At 70.2% G+C, this 26197-nt stretch carries 24 protein-coding genes; 14 read left to right on the top strand and 10 right to left on the bottom strand.

Annotated features, from left to right (window positions below):
* The first annotated feature begins 8 nt into the window (after nucleotides 1–8).
* Entirely contained in the window at nucleotides 9–734 is a 726-nt protein-coding gene (locus C8E99_RS05520; protein ID WP_115931445.1) for a DUF5998 family protein, read from the top strand.
* Nucleotides 731–1951 carry an alkaline phosphatase family protein gene (locus tag C8E99_RS05515; RefSeq protein WP_115931444.1) on the top strand — a complete coding sequence of 407 codons (1221 nt, stop codon included), beginning with the start codon at nucleotides 731–733 and terminating at the stop codon, nucleotides 1949–1951. Before C8E99_RS05520 ends, C8E99_RS05515 begins: the two co-directional genes overlap by 4 nt.
* A gap of 20 nt (nucleotides 1952–1971) precedes the next feature.
* Here C8E99_RS05515 and sepH read toward each other — a convergent pair whose 3' ends face one another.
* Nucleotides 1972–3360, bottom strand: coding sequence for a septation protein SepH (gene sepH / locus C8E99_RS05510; protein ID WP_115931443.1), 1389 nt, complete (start codon nucleotides 3358–3360; stop codon nucleotides 1972–1974).
* Between the two features lie 325 nt (nucleotides 3361–3685).
* Between sepH and C8E99_RS05505 the strand changes: the two genes are divergently transcribed.
* Nucleotides 3686–3985 carry a DUF4193 domain-containing protein gene (locus C8E99_RS05505; protein ID WP_115931442.1) on the top strand — a complete coding sequence of 100 codons (300 nt, stop codon included), beginning with the start codon at nucleotides 3686–3688 and terminating at the stop codon, nucleotides 3983–3985.
* Between the two features lie 106 nt (nucleotides 3986–4091).
* Here C8E99_RS05505 and C8E99_RS05500 read toward each other — a convergent pair whose 3' ends face one another.
* Nucleotides 4092–4616, bottom strand: a complete 525-nt coding sequence (locus tag C8E99_RS05500; protein ID WP_115931441.1) for a DUF3093 domain-containing protein — start codon at nucleotides 4614–4616, stop codon at nucleotides 4092–4094.
* A gap of 120 nt (nucleotides 4617–4736) precedes the next feature.
* On the opposite strand from C8E99_RS05500, the gene dut reads away from it, so the two are divergent.
* The 4 genes from dut to C8E99_RS05480 all read left to right on the top strand — a co-directional run bounded on the left by dut (nucleotide 4737) and on the right by C8E99_RS05480 (nucleotide 7362).
* Nucleotides 4737–5228, top strand: coding sequence for a dUTP diphosphatase (gene dut / locus C8E99_RS05495; protein ID WP_115931440.1), 492 nt, complete (start codon nucleotides 4737–4739; stop codon nucleotides 5226–5228).
* Nucleotides 5229–5391: 163 nt separating this feature from the next.
* The gene (locus C8E99_RS05490) at nucleotides 5392–6222 is read left to right on the top strand and encodes a DUF3710 domain-containing protein (protein WP_115931439.1); all 831 of its coding nucleotides are present in this window, start codon (nucleotides 5392–5394) and stop codon (nucleotides 6220–6222) included.
* 8 nt (nucleotides 6223–6230) lie between these two features.
* Complete coding sequence (locus tag C8E99_RS05485; protein WP_147301183.1) at nucleotides 6231–6599, top strand: single stranded DNA-binding domain-containing protein; 369 nt, start codon at nucleotides 6231–6233, stop codon at nucleotides 6597–6599.
* The gene (locus tag C8E99_RS05480; protein ID WP_115931437.1) at nucleotides 6583–7362 is read left to right on the top strand and encodes a DUF3159 domain-containing protein; all 780 of its coding nucleotides are present in this window, start codon (nucleotides 6583–6585) and stop codon (nucleotides 7360–7362) included. The genes C8E99_RS05485 and C8E99_RS05480 overlap by 17 nt, the downstream gene beginning before the upstream one ends.
* A 45-nt stretch (nucleotides 7363–7407) precedes the next feature.
* Here the strand turns inward: C8E99_RS05480 and C8E99_RS05475 are convergent, their stop codons facing one another.
* On the bottom strand, nucleotides 7408–8124 hold the full coding sequence (locus tag C8E99_RS05475; RefSeq protein ID WP_115931436.1) for a potassium channel family protein: 717 nt from the start codon (nucleotides 8122–8124) through the stop codon (nucleotides 7408–7410).
* Nucleotides 8121–8840 carry a potassium channel family protein gene (locus tag C8E99_RS05470; protein WP_115931435.1) on the bottom strand — a complete coding sequence of 240 codons (720 nt, stop codon included), beginning with the start codon at nucleotides 8838–8840 and terminating at the stop codon, nucleotides 8121–8123. Before C8E99_RS05470 ends, C8E99_RS05475 begins: the two co-directional genes overlap by 4 nt.
* A gap of 223 nt (nucleotides 8841–9063) precedes the next feature.
* Here C8E99_RS05470 and C8E99_RS05465 point away from each other — a divergent pair, with 223 nt between their 5' ends.
* From C8E99_RS05465 to C8E99_RS05435, 7 genes are all read left to right on the top strand, one after another.
* Entirely contained in the window at nucleotides 9064–11130 is a 2067-nt protein-coding gene (locus tag C8E99_RS05465) for an APC family permease (RefSeq protein ID WP_115931434.1), read from the top strand.
* 21 nt (nucleotides 11131–11151) lie between these two features.
* Nucleotides 11152–12618 (top strand): class I SAM-dependent RNA methyltransferase, encoded by a 1467-nt coding sequence (locus C8E99_RS05460; protein WP_115931433.1) that lies wholly within the window; start codon nucleotides 11152–11154, stop codon nucleotides 12616–12618.
* A 288-nt stretch (nucleotides 12619–12906) separates the two neighbouring features.
* Nucleotides 12907–15606: an aconitate hydratase AcnA gene (gene acnA, locus C8E99_RS05455; protein ID WP_115931432.1), complete on the top strand. Its 2700-nt coding sequence runs from the start codon at nucleotides 12907–12909 to the stop codon at nucleotides 15604–15606.
* Between the two features lie 163 nt (nucleotides 15607–15769).
* Nucleotides 15770–17806, top strand: a complete 2037-nt coding sequence (dxs, locus tag C8E99_RS05450; protein WP_245952103.1) for a 1-deoxy-D-xylulose-5-phosphate synthase — start codon at nucleotides 15770–15772, stop codon at nucleotides 17804–17806.
* A 5-nt stretch (nucleotides 17807–17811) separates the two neighbouring features.
* The gene (locus tag C8E99_RS05445) at nucleotides 17812–18300 is read left to right on the top strand and encodes a hypothetical protein (protein ID WP_245952443.1); all 489 of its coding nucleotides are present in this window, start codon (nucleotides 17812–17814) and stop codon (nucleotides 18298–18300) included.
* Nucleotides 18301–18376: 76 nt separating this feature from the next.
* The gene (locus C8E99_RS05440; protein ID WP_115931430.1) at nucleotides 18377–19351 is read left to right on the top strand and encodes an aldo/keto reductase; all 975 of its coding nucleotides are present in this window, start codon (nucleotides 18377–18379) and stop codon (nucleotides 19349–19351) included.
* Nucleotides 19351–19683, top strand: coding sequence for a PLD nuclease N-terminal domain-containing protein (locus tag C8E99_RS05435; protein WP_115931429.1), 333 nt, complete (start codon nucleotides 19351–19353; stop codon nucleotides 19681–19683). The genes C8E99_RS05440 and C8E99_RS05435 overlap by 1 nt, the downstream gene beginning before the upstream one ends.
* A gap of 44 nt (nucleotides 19684–19727) precedes the next feature.
* On the opposite strand, the gene C8E99_RS05430 is transcribed toward C8E99_RS05435, so the two are convergent.
* The 6 genes from C8E99_RS05430 to msrB form a co-directional block, all read right to left on the bottom strand.
* Complete coding sequence (locus C8E99_RS05430; RefSeq protein ID WP_245952102.1) at nucleotides 19728–20270, bottom strand: Rieske (2Fe-2S) protein; 543 nt, start codon at nucleotides 20268–20270, stop codon at nucleotides 19728–19730.
* 84 nt (nucleotides 20271–20354) lie between these two features.
* Nucleotides 20355–22544: a 3-hydroxyacyl-CoA dehydrogenase NAD-binding domain-containing protein gene (locus tag C8E99_RS05425; protein WP_115931428.1), complete on the bottom strand. Its 2190-nt coding sequence runs from the start codon at nucleotides 22542–22544 to the stop codon at nucleotides 20355–20357.
* 76 nt (nucleotides 22545–22620) lie between these two features.
* Complete coding sequence (locus C8E99_RS05420; protein WP_115931427.1) at nucleotides 22621–23925, bottom strand: HRDC domain-containing protein; 1305 nt, start codon at nucleotides 23923–23925, stop codon at nucleotides 22621–22623.
* Nucleotides 23891–24463: a DUF3000 domain-containing protein gene (locus C8E99_RS05415; RefSeq protein ID WP_115931426.1), complete on the bottom strand. Its 573-nt coding sequence runs from the start codon at nucleotides 24461–24463 to the stop codon at nucleotides 23891–23893. The genes C8E99_RS05420 and C8E99_RS05415 overlap by 35 nt, the downstream gene beginning before the upstream one ends.
* 85 nt (nucleotides 24464–24548) lie before the next feature.
* Nucleotides 24549–25622: a threonine aldolase family protein gene (locus tag C8E99_RS05410; protein ID WP_245952101.1), complete on the bottom strand. Its 1074-nt coding sequence runs from the start codon at nucleotides 25620–25622 to the stop codon at nucleotides 24549–24551.
* Entirely contained in the window at nucleotides 25619–26128 is a 510-nt protein-coding gene (gene msrB / locus C8E99_RS05405) for a peptide-methionine (R)-S-oxide reductase MsrB (RefSeq protein WP_115933246.1), read from the bottom strand. The genes C8E99_RS05410 and msrB overlap by 4 nt, the downstream gene beginning before the upstream one ends.
* Nucleotides 26129–26197 lie beyond the last annotated feature (69 nt).

The following is a 26197-nucleotide window of genomic DNA, read 5'->3' as shown; positions in this document are numbered from 1 at the left end:
TGGACACCATGACTCCACTGCGCAGGAACCCGGGATCGGGCCAGCAACCCTCCGGGCACCACTCCTCGGGGAACTCCAACACCGGGTCCGGGGCCGACTCGAACGCTCCGCAGCACCGCCCGGCACCGCCCGCCGACAGCACGGGGGCCTCGATGCCCAGCCTCGGGGCGGACATCGAGCGCGCCGGATTCTACCCGGAGCTCGTGGCGGACGTCCTGGACTCCGTCCTGGACGGACGGGAGGTCTCAAGTCACCTGGTGCACGTGGACACGCACTTCGACTATGACGAGATCCACCGCCATATCACCGTGTTGGCGCTCGCCGGGGACATCGTGGCGGCCTTGCACCTGGACGACCACGCGATGGACGACGCGGGCCGGCAGATCATGGCCCAGGTCTCCACCGAGGTGGTCCCCGTGCGCCGGATCGACTCCGTGGTGGCCACCACCATGCACCCGCAGCCGCAGAACTTCCGCCGCGGCGATCCGATCGCCGAGGTCACCCTGTCCGTGACCTGGGCCGGCGGCCAGCGGCTCGACCTGGCACCTGCTGCCTGCGGCGATCCCGAGTGCGAGGCCGACCACGGGTACACCGGCACCTCCACGCGCGAGGACCTCGTCCTGCGGGTCGCCGCGGAGGCCGAAGGTCAGCAGGCCGTCGACCAGGCGCTGGCGTTCTATGGCGAACTGCGCCGGGCGACCACGGACGACTCCGGGGCCCGGTCCGGCCGGTGACGTCGGTACCACCGCTGCCCGCAGGTCCTCCCTTTGCCGGCAGGTCCCTCTCCGGGGTCCTCACCTCCGCCGCGGCCGCCCTCGGCGCCGATGACTTCACCAACTCTCTGCAGCTGCCGCGGACCCGGCGCGCCGTCGTCGTCATGGTGGACGGGCTCGGCAAGGCGCTGCTGAAACGGTACGCCGGCCACGCCCCCTTCCTCCGGTCCGTCCTGGAGCGGGATGCGGCCACCCTGCAGGTCGCCTTCCCCACGACGACGGCCGCCTCCCTCTCGAGCCTCGGCACCGGTCTGGAGCCGGGCCGCCACGGCCTGGTCGGCTACGACGTCCTCGACCCGGAACGGGACACGGTCATCAACCAGCTTGGCGGCTGGGACCCCCTGACCGATCCGCGCTCCTGGCAGCCGCATCCCACGGTGTTCGAACGCCTCGCCGCCACTCGGCCGGTGTCGGCCGGTGACACTGGCCGGAGGGCCTCGGCCTTCGACGATCCCGGCGTGGATGCCGTGACCGTCTCCCTGCCGGCGTTCGAGGATTCGGCTCTGACGGAGGCGTCCCTGCGGGGCTCACGGTTCGTCGGGGCGAAGACCCTGCAGGCCAGGTTCCAGAAGGCCAAGGAGGAACTGCACGCGGCCACCGGACCGGTGCTGCTGTACCTCTACCTCAACGAACTGGACAAGGCCGGTCACCAGCACGGGACCGGATCGGAGCAGTGGCTCTACGCCCTCGAGGAGATCGACGGCGCCGCCCGCCGCCTCAGTGCCGCCGTGCCGCGGGACACGCTGCTCATGCTCACGGGAGACCACGGAATGGTGGACGTGCCCGAGGCCGGCAGGATTGACTACGCCGAACTGCCGGCCCTGGTGGACGGCGTCCGTCACACGGCGGGGGAGCCGCGATTCGTCCAGGTGCATTTCGAGGCGGACGCCTCGGAGACCGTGCGGGAGTCGACGGTGGCGGCGTGGCAGGACGCCTTCGCCGACCAGGCCTGGATCCTGACCCGAGAGGAAGCCGTCCGGGCCGGGTGGTTCGGCGCGGTGGACGCGCGGGTGGCACCGCGCATCGGCGACCTCCTGGTGGCTGCCCACGGGCCGGTCGCCCTGTACGACGGCCGCAGGGTGGCACCGGCCGCCTTCGAGATGGTGGGCCACCACGGCGCCCCGACGCGGGCGGAGCGGGAAGTTCCGCTCTTGATGATGCACCGCCCCCGGCGCTGACGGCTTCGGCAGGGGAGAGGTCAGTCGCCCTTGCGGCCGAAGACGATCTCGTCCCAGCTGGGCACCGAGGGACGTTTCGACTTGGTCCCCGCATTCCGGGTCCCGGGCTTGCGCCCCGTCGTCCGGCCCTTGTCCCCGGCGGCCGTGGCGGGCTCGTCCTCTCCGTCCCGGGGCCGCGGCGAGCCGTCGGCTCTGAAGTCCAGGGCGGTCTGGTCCGGATGCACCTCGGGGGCGGCCTGCTCTTCACCGGTCTGGTGCTCGCCGGTCGCCGCATCGGCGGATGTGCCGTCCCCGTTGGCCCCGCCGTCTGCGTCATCGCCGTGGTCGGCGTCGTCCTCCGCGATCGCCCAGGCATCGTGGTCAGCGCTGCCAGCCGGCGTCGTGCGGCCGAACCGACGATCCCAGCGGCTGGTGCCGGTCCCGTCCGCGGCGTCTCCGTCGGCGTCCTCAGTAGCGCCGCCGTCGTCGTCAGCCTCGTCATCCTGGCTGGACGGAGCGGACGCCACGGTCAGGCGGGGCCGAGAGGCCCCCGCGGAGGACTGCTCGTCACGGGTGAGCATGAGGGCCAGCTCGTCGTCGCCGTCCTCATCCACGCCGAGGCGCTGACCGCGGCGGGCCCGCAGCACGTCCAGCAACTCGTCCTGCGAGTCCTGGTCGACGGCCGGGCGTGGCGCAGCGGACGGGGTGGAGGTGGGCGGCGCCGGGGTCTCGTCCTCCTCCACGTTGAACGGCCGGTCACCGACGGCGGAGAGCCGGCGCCCCCCGAACGGCCCGTCCAGGGGGTCCAGTTCGGACAGGACCTGAGCCCAGCGGTTCTGGTTGTCGAGGTGCTGGCTGGACTGGCGATACGTCCACAGGGCGGGGGACTGATCTCCGATCGCGGACGCAGACCCGTCGTGTCCGTCCGTCGAGAAGTGGAGGCTGATGGTCCAGGAACCCTCCGGATTGCGCCAGGCATCCCACTGGGCCGTGGCCGGGTCCATACCGAGGGACGTCAGGCGGTGACGGACCATGTCACCCAGGAGAGCGGGCTCCTCGCCGAACGTGCTGCGGTACAGGTCGTGCCCGGACTGCGGTGCCGCGACCTCAACCTGGCGGGCCAGGTGGGCGATCCAGTCGCGTTCGGCCAGGACCGGGCCCTCGTACTTCCGGACCCGCTCGAGGTCCACGCCGGACTCGGCGGAGACCTCTTCGGCCGTGGCGCCGGCCCGGATGCGGGCCTGGATGTCACGGGGTGTCACCACGCCGGCCGCGGCATCGGCGGCGCGGGCGGAGGGCCGGCCGATGGGGCGGGTCGCTGCGGATCGCAGGGCTTCGGTCACCGGCAGGGAGAACTCCTCGCCGGCCTCGTTGCTCAACAGCAGGTGTCCGCCATCCTCCTGGACACCAACGAGACGGAGTTCCTGCATGTTTGTCCTCCACGGTCGGTCTACCCACATTCTCCCACCGACTTTGCCACGATTCGCCGGGGCATGCAGCACGCCGGTCCGGTGTGGCGCGGATCCGTGGAAAGCAGCCGGTGCGTGTCCGCTCTCAGCGATTTGGTTTTTCTCCAGACGTGGGGAACAATCTCCACGACGCGCAGACTGAAGCAGGGCCCCGTGGGCCTTCTGCCCCCGGTTTCTCGCGGCCGGTTTCCCCAGCTATCCCCGGGGGATCCGGTGACCTTTTCGCAACATCCCACCCACGGTCGGTCATCGCCGGCCACACCAGCGGAGCGTGAATACACCCCTTATGGCCACCGATTACGACGCGCCACGCAAGAACGAAGATGAGCTGAACGAGAGTTCCATCGAGGAACTGAAGAACCGCCGCACGGATACGCAGTCCGCCGTGGTGGACGAGGACGAGGCTGAGGCCGCGGAAGGCTTCGAGCTGCCCGGCGCCGACCTCTCCGGCGAAGAACTGATGGTCCGGGTGCTTCCCGCTCAGGCCGACGAGTTCACCTGTGCCTCCTGCTTCCTGGTGCGCCACCGCTCCCAGGTCGCCAAGGAGAAGGACGGCCTGCTGTTCTGCACTGACTGCGAAGGCTGAGTCAGCGACGACCCAGCGGGCTGCATCCCAGCCGAACATCACACAGGCCGGCCAGGTTCTCCTGGCCGGCCTGTGTGTTTTGGGTATCAGTCGATTGCAGTCGGTTTCAGTCGGACTCGACGTCGCGGGCCATGGTGCCGCCCAGGACCTCGACGAGCTGCTCCGGGTTCCTCGTGCTGGTCAACCAGTACGGGGTCCGGTCCCGCTGGTCCTCGATCTGGATGCGGACGACTGGGTCGATCCAGCCGCGGATGCACATGAAGGCCAGCCCGTGCAGGGCCGGGCCGCGCTGGTGAGTCGCATCATCTCCGCGGTACCCGGTCACAGCGCCGACGTAGCGGCGCTCGATTCCGGCCCGGCCGACCTGCAGGGAACGTTCGGTGACCTGGATCCTGGGTGTGGAGAGTGTCAGCAGGATCGCGATGATCGCGAAGACCACCACGGCGGCTCCCAGGCCGATCTCCAGTCCGATCGGCACGAAGACCAGAATGGACAGGCCGGAGATCATCAGGGCCATCACCCAGATCCACAGGGACGGACGCAGCTTCTCTTCGTAGAGGACGCGATCGGGCGCCTCCGGGTTGGGTGGATGACCGGGCTGTTCCGCAGGGACCGAGGAGGATTCGTGCATGCCTTCTAGAATCCCACGTTTCGCGTGGCAGGGTGAATCGGCGCCGTTGATCCACAGCCGGAGTGGACCGGGGTTCTCCGGTACAGTGGCCGCGTGAATCAGCCAGCAGAGCCCCTAGATATGCCTTCCGTAGACGGTGCCGTGGAGCGCCCCACGATCGCCCTGACCATGCTCGACGACGGCATCGAGCCCCCGGCGTACGCCCTCCCGGGCGACGCCGGTGCGGACCTGCGGACCACCGAGGACGTGGTGCTGGAACCGGGTGCACGCGCTCTGGCGCCGACCGGCGTCGCACTGGCGCTGCCCGTGGGCTTCGTGGGCCTCGTGCACCCGCGGTCTGGACTGGCCGTGCGCCAGGGGCTCAGCCTCGTCAACGCCCCCGGGACCATCGACGCCGGGTACCGGGGTGAGATCAAGGTGCCGCTGCTGAACACGGACCGGACCGAGACGATCCGGCTTCGGCGGGGGGACCGGATCGCCCAGTTGGTCATCCAGAGGGTGGCCCAGGCACAGTTCGTGCTCGTGGACGAACTGCCGCCCTCGGACCGCGGCGCCGCAGGTTTCGGCTCCACCGGCGGATTCGGCGCGGAGGCCCCGGTACCCGGGGCGTGACAGTTCTGCGGCACCGCCGCACTGACCTAAGCTGGACTGGCCCTGCCAGCACGGACGGTCGGCCCGGTCCAGCCCGGTCGGTCGGACGGAGGCACTGGCCAGGCAAGAACCAGGCAGCTTTGACAGCATCTTCTACACGTGACACGGATTGGCAGGCAGGCACATGATCTTCGGCCGTAACCGGAACGTCAAGACCGAGACGGTCGTCCTTCCAGAGGAACTCCAGGATCCCCGGGACCAGTTGGCGACCGAGCCCGAAGCCGAGGCCACCGGCCCCTTCGACATCGCCGACCGCCCCGATGCGGACGGCTACCTCGACCTGGGATCCCTGCGCATCCCGGTGGTGAAGGACATGAAGGTGCGCCTCGACCTCGAGGACACCACCAAGCGCCTGATCGGCGTGACCCTGCAACTGGGTCAGTCCTCCCTGCAGGTGCAGGCCTTCGCGGCCCCGCGCGCCGGTGGCATCTGGAATGAGATCCGCGCCGAGATCCTCGAATCCGTCACCGTCACCGAAGGCGCCCAGGTGGGGGAGCAGGAGGGGCAGTTCGGCACCGAGGTCGTCGCTCGGATCCCCGCCAAGATGCCCGATGGAGCGGCTGGCTGGCGGGTGGCCCGCTTCGTCGGCGTGGATGGTCCCCGATGGTTCCTCCGCGGCGTGATCGGCGGCGAGGCGGCCTTTAAGGCAGAAGCCGTGGGGCCCATCAACGAGCTGTTCTCCCGCATCGTGGTCCGGCGCGGGGATGATCCCCACCCGCCACGGGAACTGTTGCCGCTCACCCCGCCTGAGAACATGCGACCCGTGCGTCAGCCGGGCAAGGCAGGCGAGACAGGCGAGGAAGGTCAGACTGGCCAGCCCGGTGAGTCGGACGAGACCGGGTCTTCTGGACCGGCAGGATCACCGAAGCCGACGGGACGGTCAGAGGCACCGACCATCGTGGACCCGCGCCAGCGTCCGCCGGAGCGCGGACCGGAAGTGACGGAAGTCCGCTGACACCGTCCATGTCCGCCTCCGCCGATCCCGTACCCCCGCCCCTCCCGCAGACGGGATCGGGGCGTGCCGCACGCCGAGAAGCCCATGGGGCGCTCGTGAAGCGCGTGGGCCTGGTGGCTGCCGTGCGGTTGACGGCTGCGGCCGGACCGGTTCGTTTCGCCGTGGACCTGGTGACCGAGGCTCCCCGTCCCGGCCGGGTATCCACCGGCGGGGAGCGGCTGCGGCTGGTATGGATCGGGCAGCGCCGGATCCCCGGCATCGAGGCCGGGCGCTGGCTGCGCATCGAGGGTTTCCTCTCAGAGCACGATGACCTCCCGACGGTCTTCAACCCCCGTTACGAACTGCTGGCAGGAGCGCCGCATGACCCACGATCCTGAGACCCCGGGCACACCCACGCCGCAGGACACTCCGAACGTCACACCCCCCGCCGACGGCGTGCCGCAGCGGGACGATCCGCGCGACCAGCTCGATGCGGCCCTGCGCAAGGTCGGGTCCGGAACCGCCGTGACGGAGAACGGGGAGATCGACGTCCTGGCGACGGTCGGCGGGTGGCGTGGCCTGCTGGAATCGGTCCTGCCCTCCGCCGTCTTCCTGGTCGCCTTCATCACCACCCAGAACCTGTGGGGTGCTGGCATCGCCGCCGTGGTGGTGGCCGCCGCCTTCAGCGTGGTCCGCCTTTTCCAGCGACAGAGTCCGATCCAGGCCCTGGCAGGTCTGGCCGCCGTGGTGCTGTGTGTGGTGGTGGCGCTGAACACGGGCGAGGCGAAGGACTACTACCTCTGGGGATTCGTCACCAATGCGGCCTATATCGCCGCGATGGCCGTCTCCGTCCTCGTGGGCTGGCCGTTGCTGGGGCTGGTGTTCGGACTGGTCCGCAACGAGGGGATCGCCTGGCGCCAGGACCCTCAGCGGCGCCGTCGCTATGCCCTGGCCACCTGGATCCTGGTGGCCGCCCTCGCCCTGCGGCTGGCCGTCCAGGTTCCCCTCTACTTCGCCGACCTGCTGACGGCTCTGGGCACCGCACGGCTCGTGATGGGCCTGCCGCTCTATGCGCTGGCCCTGTGGTTCGGCTGGCTGGTCTCCGCTCGGGAGGACGCGAAGCCGGTGTCCGAGGGCCGTCCGGACCAGCCCAGCGTCTGAACCTCTCTGCCCACGCTGGACCCTCTCTCGGTCCTCTTTCGCCCTCTATCCGCGCGTCTCGCGCTGGGACAGTGATTCGCGCTGACCACGGGCCTGCCGCTCGTCCTCGGGCACGAGGACGTCCCGTAGCCGTGACTCCGCCTCCTCGGTGGCCAGGAAGAACAGTTCGTCGCCCGCTTCCATGACATCGTCGTCACTGGGGGTGATGGGGCGGGTGTCCCGGATGATGGACACCACGGAGATGTCCTCCGGCCAGGACACCGAGCCGAGCCGGCGTCCATCCGCCCAATGTCCGGCGGGAACCGTGAACTCCACGAGCGTGGTTTGTCCCGACTTCAGTGTCAACAGCCGCACGAGGTCACCGGTCTCCACGGCCTCCTCCACCAAGGCGGTCATGATCCGCGGCGTGGAGACGGCCACGTCCACCCCCCACGCCTCATCGAAGAGCCAGTCGTTCTTCGGGTTGTTCACGCGGGCCACGGTCCGTCCCACCCCGAACTCGGACTTGGCGAGGAGGGAGACCACGAGGTTGGCCTTGTCATCGCCCGTGGCGGCCACCAGTACTTCGGCCGTTTCCAGGTGGGCTTCCTGCAGGACCGTGAGTTCGCAGGCGTCCCCCATGAGCCACTTGACGCCCCGCAGTCCGGAGCGGGCGACGACCTCGGGCTTGGTGTCCACCAGCAGGACCTCATGGCCGTTGGCCAGCAGTTCACGGGCGATCGAGGAACCGACGGCGCCGGCTCCGGCAATGACGACCTTCATGCTCGGTCCACCTTTCCGCTGCCCTCCGGGCGGTCCTCCAGCAGGTCGGCACCGGTCTGTGGTCCGGCCGCCAGGGCCCGTTCGGCCTCGGACTGACCGGACACGGCCATGACGGCGTGCACGATGTCGCCCTGTTGGTAGAGGGTGCCGCCGGTGGGGACAATGCCCTCGCCCATGCGCGTGACGAAGGCGACGCGCAGGCCGGCCTTGGCCTCCAGCTCGGCCAGGGGGCGCCCGATCCAGGCGGGGGAGACCCGGACCTCGGTCATGATGATCCGCCCCGAGGCGTCACGGAAGTCTCCGGTCAGGTCCGCGTCCGGCAGGATCCGGCGCAGGACCTGATCCGTGGACCAGCGCACGGCAGCCACCGTGGGGATGCCGAGCCGCTGGTAGACCTCCGCGCGGCCGGGGTCGTAGATCCGGGCGACGACGTGTTCCACACCGAAGGTCTCGCGAGCCACGCGGGCAGCGATGATATTCGAGTTGTCCCCGGAGGAGACCGCGGCGAAGGCATAGGCATCGTGGATCCGGGCCTTGGTCAGGGCGTCCCGGTCGAACCCGACGCCGGTGACCCGCTGTCCGCCGAAGTGCCGTCCCAGACGCCGGAAGGCCCGCTCGTCCTGGTCCACCACAGCGACCGTGTGGCCGCCCCGCTCCAACGTCAGGGCCAGGGAGGAACCGACGCGGCCGCAACCCATGATCACGAAGTGGGCCATCGGATTCCCTCCTGATTCACCGGCCTGAGGCCTCGCCCTGATGTAGCTGCACTGAACCGGCTCTCCGGCCCTCGGGCCGGCTGGCACCGCCGGCGAGTCCAGTGTGCCACGCTCGGCCCGCACCCCGGGCCGCGGCATGCCGTGGCGGCCGGGGCCTTGGCCGGGTGGATCGCAGGCACGGCGCGTGGGCGGAGCGGATCGGCGGGCGCGGTACCGTAGTGCCGTGGCAAGGGTCCTGGACAGCATGCGCCGACTCCTCGTGGGTCGGCCCTACGACACGGAGCGGTTGAACCGCCGGCCCCTGGGCCGGTTCACTGCCCTGCCCGTGTTCTCTGCGAACGCCTGGTCCTCCATCGCCTACGCCCCGGACGAGATCCTGCTGACCCTGGCACTGGGCGGCACGGCCGCACTGGCCCTGGGTCCCGAGATCGGCGTGGCCGTGGTGGCGGTGATGCTGCTGATCGTCGTGTCCTACCGGGTTGCCATCAGGGCCTACCCCGAGGGCGGGGACTATGCGATCTCCCGGGCCAATCTCGGCCCATGGGCGGGCCTGACGGTGGGGGCCGCCATGATGCTCGACTTCGTCTTCACGGTGGCGGTGTCCATGGCTGCCATGGCGCACTACCTCACTGCGGCCGTCCCCGCGCTGGGAGGTGCGGAGATGGCCGTGGCCATGGCCGGCGTCGTGGTCTTGGCCATGGCGAACATCCGCGGCGCCGGACGCGGACGGGTGACTCCCGCCGTGCTCGCCTTCCTCTTCCTCGCCCTGCTGTTCGGCATGATCGTGGCCGGCCTCGTCCAGGACGTGACGGGCACTCTCGGACCGGCGACGTCGGCCGGGGTCGAGCCCGTGCCCGATCCCGCCTTCTCCGAGGGCCTCGGCGGCCTGGCGTTGGCGGTGCTGGTGCTGCGGGCGTTCTCCTCCGGCTCAGCGCTCGCCACCGGCGTGGAGGTCCCGGCCTCGAATGTGGGTGCCATGGCCAAGCCGAGGGTCCGCCTGGCCCGGTCCGTGATGCTGGCGATGGGCCTGACGGCCGGCGCGTCCACGATCGGGGTGATGTACCTGGCGGACCGCACCGGGGTGGTGTTCGTCCTGGACCCGTCCGGACTGCAGGCCGTCGGCGGCGGCCCGGTGTCCGAGGACTATGTGCAGAATCCCGTGCTGGCCCAGCTGGCGAACGCGATCCTGGGCCACGGTGGGATCCTGGCCGGTGCCCTGATCCTGATGGTCGCGGTGCTGTTGGTGCTGGCCGGCCACTCGGCGTTCAAGTCCTTCCCGGAGCTGGCCTCACGGCTGGCGGCGGACGGATACCTGCCGCGGCAGCTGCTCACCCGTGGCGATCGCCTGGGGTACACCAACGGCGTCGTGCTGCTGGCCCTGGCCGCACTGGCCCTCGTGGTCGTCTTCCAGGCCCAGACTGCACTGCTCGTCCAGCTCTACGTCATCGGCGTCTTCCTGTCCTTCACTGTCAGTCAGCTGGGCATGGTGCGGCACTGGAGCCGTCACCTCGCGAACACGCCCGGGGTCCGGGCCCGCCAGGCCGTCCGGACCCGGCGGCTGGTGAACCTGGTGGGGCTCGTGGTCACCGCCTTGGTCGCGCTGGTCGTCCTCGTGACCCGGTTCGGCCAGGGGGCCTGGGTGGCCCTGCTGGCGATCGCGGCGATGGTGCTGGTGATGTCCCGGATCCGGGGTCACTACGAGGCGGTGGCCTCCGAGCTGGACCTGACCTCGACCGAGGATGCCCGGGCGCTGCCGTCCCGGGTCCATGCCGTCATCCTGGTGATGTCCGTCCAGCGGCCCACGCTGCGGGCCCTGGCCTATGCCCGCGCCTCACGGCCCTCCAGCATGGAGGCCGTCGTGGTGGATCTGGACAAGGCGTCCACCGGCAAGCTGGTGGCGGCCTGGGACCGGCTCGGCCTGCCGGTGCCGATCACGGTGCTGGCCTCGCCCTACCGGGAGATGTCCGAGCCCCTGATCCGTCACCTGCGGGCCCTGCGGCGCACCTCGCCGCGGGACCTGGTGGTCGTCTACATCCCCGAATATGTCGTCGGCGGTGGCTGGCAGGCCCTCCTGCACAACCGGACTACCAAGCGGATCAAGGCGCGATTGCACCACGAGCCCGGCGTCATGGTCGCCTCGGTGCCGTGGCAGCTGGAGACGAGCCGGCGAGGTGCCGCCAGCACTCCACGGACCGGCACATCTCTCCCGCCCACCGGACCCTGGACCGGCCCAGTAGAGTCTGGGGTACAGGGCAACGGATCCTCGGCCGATCAGGCCGACCGCCCATGACTGCTCAGGAGGACGGCGAGGATGACCACCATCCGCGACACCAGCAATGTTGACGTAGCCCGCCAGCCGGTGCACGGTGCATCCGGGACGGCCGGGTTGCCGGAGATTCCCCAGATCCTCGAACTCGAGGCCGGGCCGATGGCCCACGGAGGCCACTGCGTCGCCCGGCACGAGGGGCGAGTGGTGTTCGTCCGCCACGCCATCCCCGGCGAGGTGGTCCGCGCCGTCGTGACCGAGGCGGGGGAGGGGGCCCGGTTCTGGCGGGCCGACGCCGTCGAGGTGCTCCACGGCTCCGAGTTCCGCCGGACCCACCAGTGGAAGCTGGCCGACTCCCTGCGCGCGCACGCCGCCGGCCGGCTGCCCGTGGGCGGTGCCGAGTACGGGCACATCGTGTTGCCACACCAACGTCGCCTCAAGGCACAGGTGTTCCGGGACACCGTGGCCCGGATCGCCGGGCTGCAACTCGAGGTGCACGTCACCGGGGCGCCGGGGGACGATCCATCCGGGCTGCACTGGCGCACCCGCAACGCCTTCGCCGTGACACCCACCGGGCGGCTGGCCATGCACGCGCACCGCTCCACCGTGCTGGTGCCGGTCCGGAACATGCCCCTCGGCGTGCCGGGCCTGGATGCCCTCAAGCTCTGGGAACTGGACTTCACCGGTCTCTCCCGAGTGGACGTGGCCACGCCCGCCTCCGGCGAGCCGGCCCTGGTGCTGCTGACCCCCGCTGACGGTGCCGACCTGTCCCAGCTGGGCGGTCGGATGCACCGGCAGACCAGCCGGTTGCCGGACGGCACCTCCGTGTCGCTGATCGTGCCGGGCGAGAACCCGAACGACCGGCCTGAGGTGCACCGCCTGCGTGGCCGGACCTGGACCCAGGAGACGGTGGCCGGCGCCCGCGGGTCCGAGCATGCCTTCCGGATCACCGGGGACGGCTTCTGGCAGGTCCATCGTTCCGCTCCCTCCATGCTGGTCGACGCCGTGCTCGCGGCGGCGGATCCGCAGCCCGGACAGGTCATCGCCGACCTGTACGCCGGTGCCGGACTGTTCTCCGCGTTCCTGGCTGACGGGGTCGGGACCGAGGGGCTGGTGCTGTCCGTGGAGGCCGCACCGGGAGCCAGCCGGGACGCCCGGCGCAACCTGCACGGGGTCACCCAGGCGGCCGTGCTCAACGGCATGGCGGACCGGGTGCTGAGCGGCTGGCTGTCCAAGCCGGACGAACCGGTCGCCGACTGCGGTCTGGGTGGGCGCTCGATCGACACGGTGGTGCTCGACCCGCCACGGGCGGGCGCCGGCAAGGCGGCCGTGGAGCGGATTCACCGACTGGACCCCGAGAGGATCGTCTACGTCTCCTGCGATCCCGCGTCCTTCGCCCGGGACCTGGGACTGTTGTCCCAGGCGGGGTGGGCCGCGGCGAAGGTGGACGTCTACGACCTGTACCCGGACACCCATCACATGGAATCCGTGGCCCTCCTCACGAAGTCCTGACCACGGCGCCGGAGTCAAGAAAACATGCCGCTCCGTCAAGAACGCCATAAATCTCCCCGTCACGCATGACATCTGCGCGGGTGAAGCGCGGGATCGGGCCTTCCCTCGGGATAGGATGGTGAACGAGCCCCCTGTGACGGAGTCGTCAGACTTCGGCCCAGGATCGGCATGTGGCCGCCACCATCGGTCCGGGACCGCCCGCACGCGGTGCCGGGAGGCCCGGTGGAACGGCAATGGCACTCAAGACCGGCCAATCGCCCTGATCCAGGGCGGGAAGAGGAGTCCTCCGTGACTACTGTTGACAGCTTCGGCTCCAAGGGCGTCCTGGACGTCAATGGCGCCGAATACGAGATTTTCCGGCTCAACAAGGTGGAGGGTGCACAGAAGCTCCCCTATTCCTTGAAGGTCCTGCTGGAGAACCTGCTCCGCACCGAGGACGGGGCCAATGTGACCGCCGAACAGGTGCAGGCGCTGGCGTCCTGGGATCCCCAGGCGCAGCCTGACACCGAGATCCAGTTCACCCCCGCACGCGTTCTCATGCAGGACTTCACCGGTGTGCCCTGCGTCGTGGACCTGGCGACCATGCGTGAGGCCATCAAGGACCTCGGCGGCGACGCCAACCGCGTGAACCCGCTGGCCCCGGCCGAACTCGTCATCGATCACTCCGTGCAGATCGACTCCTTCGGCAACGACCAGGCCATCGAGCGCAACATGGACATCGAGTACCAGCGCAACGGTGAGCGGTACCAGTTCCTGCGGTGGGGCCAGACCGCCTTCAACGACTTCAAGGTCGTCCCCCCTGGCATGGGCATCGTCCACCAGGTCAACATCGAGAACCTGGCCCGCACCGTCATGACCCGCGAGGTGGACGGTGTCCTCCGTGCCTACCCGGACTCCTGTGTCGGCACCGACTCCCACACCACCATGGTCAACGGCCTGGGTGTGCTGGGCTGGGGTGTGGGTGGCATCGAGGCCGAGGCAGCGATGCTCGGCCAGCCGGTCTCCATGCTCATCCCGCGCGTCGTCGGCTTCAAGCTGACCGGCTCCATCCCGGCCGGAGCCACCGCCACCGATGTGGTGCTGACCATCACCGAGATGCTGCGCCAGCATGGCGTGGTCGGCAAGTTCGTCGAGTTCTACGGTGAAGGCGTCGGCTCCGTGCCGCTGGCCAACCGCGCCACCATCGGCAACATGTCCCCGGAGTTCGGCTCCACCGCCGCCATGTTCCCGATCGACCAGATCACCCTGGACTACCTGCGCCTGACCGGCCGCTCCGAGGAGAACATCGCCCTCGTCGAGGCCTACACCAAGGAACAGGGCCTCTGGCACAATGCGGACGATGAGGTGCAGTACTCCGAGTACCTCGAGCTGGACCTGGGCACCGTGGTGCCCTCGATCTCCGGCCCGAAGCGCCCGCAGGACCGCATCCAGTTGACCGACGCCAAGGACCAGTTCCGCAAGGACATCCACAACTACGCCACGGAGGACGAGGTCGGTTCCGGCCGTCCGTCCAAGTCGGTGGACGTGGCCATGGAGGACGGCCGTGAGTTCCAGCTGGACCACGGCGCCGTCTCGATTGCCTCCATCACCTCCTGCACCAACACCTCCAACCCCTCGGTGATGATGGCCGCCGCCGTGCTGGCCCGCAACGCCGTGGAGAAGGGCCTCGCGTCGAAGCCCTGGGTGAAGACCTCCGTGGCCCCCGGCTCCCGGGTCGTCACCGAGTACTACGAGAAGTCCGGCCTGATCCCCTCGCTGAACGCCCTGGGCTTCAACATCGTGGGCTACGGCTGCACCACCTGCATCGGCAACTCCGGTCCGCTGGAGTCCGAGGTCTCGCAGGCCATCCAGGACAACGACCTGTCCGTGACCTCGGTGCTCTCGGGCAACCGCAACTTCGAGGGCCGCATCAACCCGGACGTCAAGATGAACTACCTGGCCTCGCCGCCGCTGGTGGTCGCCTACGCCCTGGCCGGCACCATGGACTTCGACTTCGACAACCAGCCCCTGGGCCAGGATGCCGAAGGCCAGGACGTGTTCCTGAAGGACATCTGGCCGGACCCGACCGAGGTCCAGCAGATCATCGACCGCTCGATCGACACCGAGATGTTCACCCGCGAGTACGGCACCATCTTCGACGGTGACCACCGTTGGAAGGCGCTGGATACGCCGGAGGGCGACACCTTCGCGTGGGACTCCGAGTCGACCTACGTCCGCAAGCCCCCGTACTTCGAGGGCATGCAGGCCCAGCCGGAGCCGGTCCAGGACATCGAGGGCGCCCGGGTGCTGCTCAAGCTCGGCGACTCCGTGACCACCGACCACATCTCCCCGGCCGGCTCCTTCAAGTCGGACACCCCGGCCGGAAAGTACCTGCTGGAGAACGGTGTGGAGCGCAAGGACTTCAACTCCTACGGCTCCCGCCGTGGCAACCACGAGGTGATGATCCGCGGCACGTTCGCGAACATCCGCATCAAGAACCAGCTCCTGGACGGCGTGGAGGGCGGCTTCACCCGCGACTTCACCCAGGACGGCGCCCCGCAGGCGTACGTCTACGACGCCGCCGAGAACTACCAGGCCGCCGGCACCCCGCTGGTCGTCCTGGCCGGCAAGGAGTACGGTTCCGGCTCGTCCCGCGACTGGGCCGCCAAGGGCACCGCACTGCTGGGCGTCAAGGCCGTCATCACCCAGTCCTTCGAGCGCATCCACCGCTCGAACCTGATCGGCATGGGCGTGCTGCCGCTGCAGTTCCCCGAGGGCGAGTCCGCGGACACCCTGGGCCTGGACGGCACCGAGACCTTCGCCATCTCCGGCGTGACCGCCCTGAACGAGGGCACCACCCCGAAGACCGTCAAGGTCACCGCCACGCATGAGAACGGCAAGGTCACCGAGTTCGACGCGGTCGTCCGCATCGACACCCCCGGTGAGGCCGACTACTACCGCAACGGTGGCATCCTGCAGTACGTGCTGCGCCAGATCGCGACCAAGTGATCGTCCGCCGGATCCCCGCACTGGGGGACCGGCGGTAAGCGGACCGAAGGGCCGGACCCCCGTGTGGGGGTCCGGCCCTTCGTCCTCTGGTGGTCCCCGCCGCGCGGTATTCTGGTGGGAGTTGTTGTGATCTTCCCTCCCCGGACGAAAGGACCGCTTGCCCGTGGGCCTTCTCGAAACAATCCATACCCCGCAGGACCTCACCCGTCTGACCGGTGGTCAGCTGCGGCAGTTGGCCGAGGAGATCCGCAGCTTCCTCATCGCCACCGTCTCCCGCACCGGCGGTCACCTCGGCCCCAACCTCGGTGTGGTCGAGCTGACCCTGGCAATCCATCGGGTCTTCGACTCTCCCCGGGACGCCGTGATCTTTGACACCGGGCACCAGTCCTACGTGCACAAGCTCGTCACCGGTCGCCAGGACTTCTCCACGCTGCGCCAGGAGGGCGGACTCTCCGGCTACGGGGACCGCGGCGAGTCCGTGCATGACGTGGTGGAGTCCTCCCACGCCTCCTCGTCCCTGTCCTGGGCAGACGGGATCTCCCGGGCATGGGCGCTGCGCGGGGACGGGGACCGTTCCGTGGTCGCCGTGATCGGTGATGGCGCCCTGACGGGCGGGATGGCCTGGGAGGCCATCAACAACATCGCCGCGGATCGGGACCGGCGCGTCGTGATCGTGGTCAATGACAACGGGCGCTCCTACGCGCCCACCGTCGGGGGGCTCGCCAACCAGCTCTCGGGGCTGCGCCGGGCCTTCCTGGACAAGCTCCGCACCCACCGCACCTACGAGGACACCCTCGACTTCTGGAAGTCCCGGCTGCAGACTTCCGGGACGGCCGGGCGGTTCATGTACAAGTCCCTGCATGCCACGAAGAAGGGCATCAAGGACTGGTGGGCTCCCCAAGGCCTGTTCGAGGACCTGGGGATGAAATACATCGGTCCCATCAACGGACACGACCAGGCCGAGCTCGAGGAGGCGCTGGCGGACGCCAAGAACTATGCCGGCCCCGTGATCGTGCATGCCATGACCGAGAAGGGGCATGGCTATGCCCCGGCGGTGGCCCACCAGGACGACCAGTTCCACGCCATCGGCAAGATCGACCCGGAGACGGGCGAACCCGTGGCCTCCAGCTCCGGTCCCTCCTGGACGTCCGTGTTCGGCCAGGAGATCTGCGCGATCGCGGACGAGCGCGAGGACATCGTGGCCATCACCGCGGCCATGAAGATCCCCGTCGGCCTGGGGCTCATGGCCGAGAGGCATCCGCAGCGCGTCTACGACGTCGGGATCGCCGAGCAGCACGCCGTCACCTCGGCCGCCGGCATGGCCTTCGGCGGGCTGCATCCCGTGGTCGCCGTGTACGCCACCTTCCTCAACCGCGCCTTCGACCAGGTCCTGATGGACGTCGGACTGCACCGGGCCGGGGTCACGTTCGTCCTGGACCGGGCCGGCGTCACCGGGCCGGACGGGCCCAGCCACCACGGCATGTGGGACCTGGCCCTGCTGCAGTCCGTTCCCACCCTGCGCATCGCCGCGCCCCGGGACGCCCAGCGGCTCCGGGAGGAACTGCGTGAGGCCGTGTCCGTGGAGGACGCACCCACGGTCGTGCGATTCTCGAAGGGGTCCGTGGGGCCGGAGATCGCCGCGCTGGAGCGGCTCGCGGACGGCGTGGACGTGCTGGTCCGCCTCGGAGGAGCATCCGAGGAGCCGGGGGCCGAACGCGACGTGCTGATCGTCACCGTCGGGACCATGGCCGAGCTCGGCTTGGATGTGGCCGCCCGGCTGGCCGACCAGGGGATCTCCGCCACCGTCATCGACCCGCGGTGGGTGCTGCCGGTGCAGGAATCCGTGATCGAGATGGCCTCCCGCCATCGGATCGTCGTCTGCATCGAGGACGGGGTGAAGGCCGGCGGCGTCGGCTCGCGGATCCGTCAGGAAATGCGCGCCCGCGGCGTGGACACGGCGCTCAACGAGGTCGGCCTGCCGGTGGAGTTCCTGGCCCACGCCTCCCGGGACCAGGTGCTCGAGCGCACCGGCCTGACGGCGCGGCGGATCGCCCAGGACACGGTGGCCCAGGTCCTCGGCACGAAGGTGCCGTTCGCGCGGCCCCTGACGGGCCAGATGAGCCAGGTCCGGGCGGCCGGGGACACCGGCGGCACGAATGACAACACGGGTCAGATCCCGTCAACGGAGGGCAAGTCTTGAGCATTGTGCGTACCTACCGGCGGTCCGAGCAGGACGGCCAGCAGCGCCTGGACTACCGCGAGGCGTGGTTCGAGCCCGGCAGCGGGGAGGTCGTGGTCCACCACGGCCGGATCGGCAGCACGGGCACGACGTCGGCCGAGCAGGTCGCGGACGACGCCACCGGTGAGCAGCTGCTCGCCGGCTTCGCCGCGCAGTGCGCGGAGGACGGCTTCGCCGTGCTCCCGGCGGAGGAGCTGAAGCACGTCGAGGTGTCCTACCGGCTGAAGGGCGCGGAGCCGACGGCCGTGGAGACCGCCCTGGTGGCCAAGCTGCGCGGTGAGATCACGAATCAACTGGCCTGGCGCGGCCTGGGTGAGGTCGTAGAAGAACGCTCGGAGTCCGGCCGCGTCGTCTTGGACGTGGCCACACCGCACCCGCGCAAGGCGACTGCCGAGATCCCGGCCGCCGCCAAGTTCGCGGGCGTCCAGCCCTCTCGCGTCACCACCTCCCGCTGAATCTCCCGCTGAATCGGAGCTGCTGCGGCCCTCTCGCCGTGGCCGGCCGACCCCACCACTCGAAGGATTGAATCCCATGGAACACCGCCGTCTCGGGCGCTCCGGCCTGTCCGTCTCCGTCGTCGGGCTGGGGTGCAACAACCTCGGCCGCCCCGGCACCGTGACGGAGAGCCAGGAGGGGACGGACGCGGTCGTGCACGCGGCCCTGGACGCCGGGGTGACGTTGTTCGACGTGGCGGACACCTACGGGGCGAGCCCCGGCCTGAGTGAGGAGCGGCTGGGCCGGGCCCTGGGCGCCCGGCGCGAGGAGATCGTCCTGGCCACCAAGTTCGGCATGGACATGGGCGGCGTCAACGGCAACGACTTCGAGGCCCGCGGCTCACGCCGGTACATCGTCAAGGCCGTGGAGGCCTCACTGCGGCGGCTGGGCACGGGCTGGATCGACCTTTACCAGTTCCACACCCCGGATGACGCCACGCCGATCGAGGAGACCCTCTCCGCCCTGGACGACCTGCTGCGCTCGGGCAAGGTGCGCTACATCGGTCATTCCAACCGGGCCGGGTGGCAGATTGCCGAGGCCGAGTTTGTGGCCCGCGAGCTCGGGACCGAGACGTTCATCTCCGCCCAGAACCACTACAACCTGCTGGACCGCCGCGCCGAGCTCGAGGTCCTGCCCGCGGCGAGGGCCTTCGGGCTCGGCGTGCTGCCGTACTTCCCGCTGGCCAATGGCCTGCTCACGGGCAAGTACTCCTCCGGCCGGGCGCCCGAGGGCTCGAGGCTGACGCACAGCCGCCAGCACCTGGTCTCGGACGCGGACCTGGACCAGCTCGCGCGGTACGGTGACTTCGCCCGGGACCGGGGGCTGTCCGAGGTGGACCTGGCCTTCTCCTGGCTGGCCGCCCAGGAGCCGGTCACCTCCGTGATCGCCGGGGCCACCCGGCCGGAGCAGGTCCGCCAGAACGCCGAAGCCATCCGCTGGGTGCCCACGGCCGCCGAGCGGGCCGAGCTGGACGAGATCTTCCCGGCCGCCCCGAAGATCGCCCTGTTCTAGTGGGATCCGCTCTCCTGGGAGTTGGTCTCGCGGGCGCCGCCGGGCAGACTTTCAGCCTCAACGCCGTGGAGATCCTGCTCTGGATCGTGGTCATCGCCGTAGTCGGGATGCTGGTGTGGTCCCTCGTCTCCCTGTCCCACTCACCCCTGGACCCGGGGCGGCGCATCCCGTGGGCCTTCCTGATGTTTCTGCTGCCCGTGCTGGGGCCGGCGGTGTGGCTGTGGTGGCGGTTCTACTACTACCCGCGGCGCAAGGCCGAGCAGCCGTCCTGGGACCCCAACAGCCGCGAGATCGTCGTCAACCCGCCTCGGCGCCCGAACGCGGGGAAATAACCCTCCGGCGTCAGGTACACCAGCGTCACCTGCACCGGCGCGGTCTACAGGGTCACGAGGACCTGGTCACCGTCCACGGTGGCGGTGTATTCGGTCAGCGGCTTCTGGGCGGGTCCGCCGTAGGGGACTCCGGTGGTCACGTCGAAGTGCGAACCGTGGCAGGGGCAGGCGAAGACCTCCTCGCCGTTCTCGGTGGCGGGAGCCACGGTGCAGCCCTGGTGTGTGCAGACGGCCGAGAAGGCATGCACCTCGTCCTCCTCCGGGCGGCTGATCAACAGGGTCCGGCCCTCGAGCATGACGCTGGTCATCCCGCCGACGGGCAGGTCTGCCAGGTCAATAGCCGGGGTCGGGGAGCCGCCCACATGGTGCGAGGGGGCGTTGTCCTCGGCGCGGATCTCGTCCGTGCACGCCGTCAGTCCGACGGTGCCGACCACCCCCACTGCGCCGAGCAGCGCGCCGCGTTCCAGGAACGCCCGTCGGGACGAACCGGAGGGGCCGCAACCGCCGCAGGGGGCGCCGGCGTCGTGCTGGTCCTGCGGTCCGGTGGGTCCAGCGGATCCGGTGGAGGAGTGGGGAGCGGAAGTCATCCCTCCATTATCCGCCGGCCGCGGCCGGACGGCGAGCAGCCCGCGGCGGTGTCGGCCGTCCCCGTGGTGCCCGGCCAACACCTGTCAGGAGTGGAACCGCCGGCCGTTGACCCGCTCGGAGGCCCCCACCTGATCGAGGTACGGCGTGATGCCGCCCAGGTGCATGGGCCAGCCGGCGCCGAGGATCATGCAGAGGTCGATGTCCTCGGCATCCGCCACGACCCCCTCGTCCAGCATGAGGCCGATCTCCTGGGCCAGGGCGTCCTGGACCCGGACCAGCAGCTGCTCGGCGGTCTCGGGGGAGTCGCCGAACTGCAGGACCGCCCGGGTCTCGGCGGGGATGACCTCCCGGCCGTCCTCGTCCTTGGCCCAGAGGGACGTGATGCCGGCGTCGATGAGTGACTGCAGGTTCTTCGAGACCGGGAACCGCTCGTCCCCGAAGGCGGTGTTGAGGGACTCGGTGACGTGCTGGGCCACCGGGATGCCCACCATGGACAGCAAGGTGAACGGCGTCATCGGCAGGGCCATCGGATCCAGGGCGTGGTCCGCCACCGTGGCCTCTGTGCCCTGGTCGAAGGAGTGCTGGACCTCGCCCATCATCCGCAGCAGGATGCGGTTGACCACGAAGGCGGCGGCGTCCTGCACCAGGACGGCGGTCTTGCCCAGACCGCGGGCGGTGGCGAAGGCGGTGGCCAACACCGGGTCCGTGGTGGCCGGCCCGCGCACGATCTCCACCAGGGGCATCACGGCCACCGGGTTGAAGAAGTGGAACCCGACCAGCCGCTCGGGATGCTCCAGACCGGAGGCCATCTCGGTCACGGACAGGGAGGAGGTGTTGGTGGCCAGGATGCATTCGGGCGTGACGACGGCCTCGACCTCGGCCAGCACCGCCTTCTTGACGCCCATCTCCTCGAAGACGGCCTCGATCACCAGGTCGGCATCGGCATAGACGTCCTTGGAGACGGATCCGGTCACCAGGGACTTCAGCGCCTCGCCCTGGCCGGCGGGCAGCTTGCCCTTGGCCACCAGCGTGTCCACCTGCCCGTGCACGTGGCCGACACCGCGGTCCACGCGGGCCCGGTCCACATCCGTCATGATCACGGGGACGTTCAGCCTCTGCGCGAAGACCAGCGCCAGCTGGCCGGCCATGAGGCCGGCACCCACCACGCCGACCTTCCGAACCGGACGGGCCAGTTCGGGGGCGGGGGCGCCAGCGGGCTTCTTGGAGCGCTTCTGGACCACGTCCAGGAAGGCGTAGACGGTGTGGGAGAACTCGGGGGTCAGCATCAGTTCACCCAGGGCGGCGGCCTCTGCGGCGGCCGATTCCTCCCGGGTCCAGTGACGGCCGGCGGCGAAGAGCTCCATGACCTTCGCCGGCGCCGGCACGTATCCGCCGGTCTTGGCGGCCACGATCGCCTGGCCCTCGGCGAGGGCCTCGTCCCAGGCCCGGTCGGAGTGGTCGCGGTCCCGCTGCTGCTCCAACGCGGCCACGGTGCCGGCGTCCCCGGTCAGGACCCGGGCCGCCCAGGCCGCGGAGGCCTCGATGAACACGGCCGTGTCGGCAGGATCAGCGGCGGGATCGAAGATCGCGTCCGCCAGGCCGATGCGGTGGGCGGTGCGGCCGTCGATGTTGCGGTTGTTCGCCAGCGGGTTCTTGATCATCACCGTCAGGGCGTCCTTCGGGCCGGTGAGCCGTGGGGTCTTCCACACGCCGCCCCAGCCGGGCACCAGGCCGATGAAGGCCTCCGGCAGGCCGAGGCCCTTCGCGGCGGAGGAGACGGTCCGGTAGTTGGCCGCCAGGGCGATCTCCAGACCGCCGCCGAGTGCCACGCCGTTGATGAACGCGAAGGAGGGCACCGGGAAGTCGGACAGGCCGTTGTAGACCTCGTGCCCGAGCCGGCCCAGCAGGACCCCGTCCTGCGGGTCCGTGAGCCGGTTGATGGCCCCCAGGTCCGCACCGGCGACCAGGAAGCCGGCCTTGCCCGTGATCGCGACGGCGGTGATCTCGCCGCGGTGTGCGCGTTCGGCCTGGGCCTCGAGCACCTGGCCGATCCCGATCAGGGAATTCGGGCCCAGGGTCGTGGGGCGCCGGGGGCCGGCGTCATTGTCCAGGACCAACAGCGCCAGGGTGCCGGCGCCGTGGGGGAGGTCGACGTCTGTCACCGTGGCCCGGGTGAGGACCTCGTCCGGGAATCTCGCGGCGAGGTCGCGGTACGGCGCGAACCGGTCTCCGTTCGCGTCGGTGGTGGACGTCGGGACGACTGACTCGGACATGCTGCTCCTGAGTGGGCGGGACGGGCGTCTACGCCATCGTATCGGAACTCGTGACCAGCGAATAGGGGACTGAGTTTCAGGCTGGGTCGGGATCCAGCAGCGCCACCGTCACGATCGGTGCCACGGCCGTGACCTGCCACGGTCGGGCGCCGAGTCCGGCCAGGGCGGCCGAGACCGAGTCCAGGTCGATGGTCTCCGGAGGAGTCCAGCACAGCCGGCGCAGGGTATCCGGCGTCAGCAGGTTCTCCGTGGGCAGCTGCAGCTCGTCGGCCCGGTTGCCGACCCAGGCCTTCGCGGTCTTCAGCCGGCGGTCGGCCAGTGGGTTGCGGTCCCTCCAAGCGCGCGGTGGGGGCGGGCCGTCATTGGGCAGGTGCAGCGGGGGCAGGCCGGTCTTGGTCCGCGCGGCGGCCTGGCCGGCCTGGATGGCCCGGATCCAGCGGGGGCCCTCCTTGGCGGCGGCACGGCCGTGGAAGCCCTGGGTCTTCAGCAGAGCGGGCACGGTGGCCGGCTGGCTGGCGGCGGCGGCCACGATCGCGGCGTCCGGGATCAGGCGGCCGGGCGCCACATCCCGGTTCTGGGCCAGAGCCTCCCGGGTCTCCCAGAGCTCCCGCACCACGGCGAGCTGTTCCGGTTTGCGCAATCGGTGCATGCCCGAGGTGCGGCGCCAGGGATCCTTGCGCGGGCCGGACAGCGGAGCCTTGCGGATCGCCTCGAACTCCTGGTTCGCCCAGTCCAGCTTGCCGGCCTCGGTCAGCATCGTGATCATCGCAGCCCGCAGCTCGACCAGCGGTTCCACGTCCAGGGCGGCGTACCGCATCCAGTCCTCCGGCAGCGGCCGCTTGGACCAGTCCGCGGCGGAGTGCTCCTTGGCCAGGGTGACCCCGAGGAGCTGTTCCAGGACGGAGGCGAGCCCCACGCGGGGGAGTCCGAGCAGGCGCCCGGCCAACTCGGTGTCGAACAACCGGTCCGGCCACATCCCCAGCTCGGAGAGGCAGGGCAGGTCCTGGCTGGCTGCGTGCAGGATCCACTCGACGCCGCTCAGGGAGTCCTGGATGATCTCCAGGTCCTCGAAGGCCTCGGGGTCAATGAGCCAGATCCCGGCACCCTCGCGCTTGATCTGGACCAGGAAGGCCCGCTGGCCGTAGCGGAAACCGGAGGCTCGCTCGGCGTCCACGGCCACGGGACCGGTGCCGGCCTTCAGGAGCCGAGCACACCGCTCCAGCTCCTGCCGGGAGTTCGTGACGAAGGGGATGCCGCCGGCCGGCTCGGTGAGGAGCCGGGGCGGTTCGGAGGCGGTGGCCTCCGTCAGGTCCTCTTCCGGGGTGGCGCTGGTGTCCGCAGTGATGTCAGTTCCTCCTGATGTGCGGCAAGGGTGTGACACCGTCCGGGACCGGCGGCAGCCCGGCGAAGGCACAGACCATGTCCGCCCAGGCCTCCAGATGATCGGTACTGTCCGGGCCCTCGGGTGTCCAGGAGGCCCGCAATTCGATGTCGATGGTGTCCGGGCGGGTGGCCAGGCCGCCGAAGCTCTCGGACAGCACCCGGGTGGCGGTCCCGCCGGCCTCCGTGTAGCGGGCCCGGTGGATCTCGAGAGCCTCCACCAGCCAGGTCCAGGCCACGGCGCCGACCATGGGGTCGTTGCCGAGATCGGATTCCAGGGACGCCCGGATGTAGGTCACCACCCGGAACGTGCCCTTCCACACCGGGGAACCGGCGGGGTCGTGCAACAGGACGAACCGGCCGGTGGCCAGTTCGGGACGGCCCTCCGCCGTCGGATCGTGGACCTCGGCCGCCAGGGCCACGGCGAAGGGGGCGAGGCGTCCCGGGGCGGGGATCTCGTCCAGGGTGATCTCCTGCCGGTGCCGAGCACGGCGCAACCCTGACAACGCCTCACGGAACTCTCCGGGAAGGCGTCGCATCTCTGCGGGGCGGTGGCCAAGGGCAGTCACGCAACCAAGGTTAAAGCCGCTCCCGCTGGATCCTGGGGCGGCGCGCCGTGGCCGGCTACACGCGCCCCGCGGAGAGGGCTGCGGAGAGGGCGGACACGAACCCGTCGACGTCCTGCTCGGTGGTGTCCCAGGACGTCATCCAGCGCACCACATTCCGCGGGACGTCCCAGTCGTAGAAGGGATAGTCGGCCCGCACGTCAGCCGCGACCGTGGGATCCAGGACCGCCAGGACCTGGTTCGCCTGGGGCGTCTGGGTGAGGGTGACGCCGTCCAGTGCGCCGGCCCCGGCGGCGAGGCGGGCCGCCATGGTGTTCGCATGCGTGGCCGAGCGCAGCCACAGCTCGTCGGTGAGCAGGGCGACCAGCTGGGCGGAGACGAAGCGCATCTTGGAGGCGAGCTGCATGGAGGCCTTGCGCAGGTAGCCCGCCGCCTGCCCCGCACCCTCGTGGCGCCGTCCCCCGGGACCGGACAGGACGGCGTCGGGATTCAGGACCACCACCATCTCGGCGCCCAGGGCACCGTTCTTGGTACCGCCGAAGGACACCACGTCCACCCCGGCGTCCACCGTGAAGGACCGCAGGGAGCTCCCCAGGGCGGCCGCGGCGTTCGCCAGCCGCGCCCCGTCCATGTAGACGGACATCCCCCGGGAGTGGGCGTGGTCCGTGACGGCACGGACCTCCTCCGCCGTGTAGACCGTGCCCAGCTCGGTGACCTGGGCGATCTCGACGACGGCTGGCTGGGCCCGGTGCACGAAGCCGATCCCGTGGGCCTGGAGGTCGATCAGCTCGGGGGTCAGCTTCCCGTCCTCGGTGGGAACCGTGTAGAGCTTCGTGTGGGCAATGCGCTCGGGGGCACCGCCCTCGTCCTGGTGGATGTGGGCGGACTCGGCGCAGATCACGGCTCCCCACGGGGGGAGCAGGGCCTGCAGCGCCAGGACGTTGGCGCCCGTGCCGTTGAACACCGGGAAGGCCTCTGCCTGCTCGCCGAACTCGGAGCGGACCAGGCCCTGGAGCCGAGCGGTCCAGGAATCGTCGCCGTACGCCGGCTCATGGTCCACGTTGGCCTGACCGAGGGCCGTCAGGACCTCGGGGTGGACGCCCGCGTAGTTGTCCGAGGCGAAGCCCCTCACGCGTCGGCCTTCGGCTGGAGCGTCAGGGAGACGGAGTTCATGCAGTAGCGCAGGTCCGTGGGGGTGTCGAAGCCCTCGCCCTGGAAGACGTGGCCCATGTGGGAGCCGCAGTTGGCACAGCGGACCTCGATGCGTTCCATGCCCAGGGCGGTGTCCCGGATGTACTCGACGCGGTCCTCGGCCAAGGGGGCGAAGAAGGAGGGCCAACCGCAGTTGGCGTCGAACTTCGTCTCCGAGCGGAACAACTCGGACCCGCAGGCACGGCACGCGTAGACGCCCTCGGTCGCGGCGTCCCAGTACTCGCCCGTGAAGGGCCGTTCGGTGCCGGCCTGGCGGAGGACCTGGAATTCCTCGGGGCTGAGCCGTTCGCGCCATTCGGCGTCCGAACGGTTCCGGGCGGTGGGATCCGGGGTGCCCGGGGTAGTAGGGGCATTCGGGGCCTGGACGGGCTGGTCTGCCTGGTCCGGCTGGTCGGCGGGGGAGGAGGAAAGGGGGGTATCGCTCATGACAGCCATAACACCACGAACCGCCCCGTTGTTTCCGCCCTGGGAGTCTCACGGGAGTCGCACGGCACT

The organism is Citricoccus muralis (genome assembly GCF_003386075.1).
GTDB classification, from domain to species: domain Bacteria; phylum Actinomycetota; class Actinomycetes; order Actinomycetales; family Micrococcaceae; genus Citricoccus; species Citricoccus muralis.
Note: the sequence above shows the minus strand (reverse complement) of the source record. Positions and strands in the feature narration are given on the sequence as shown.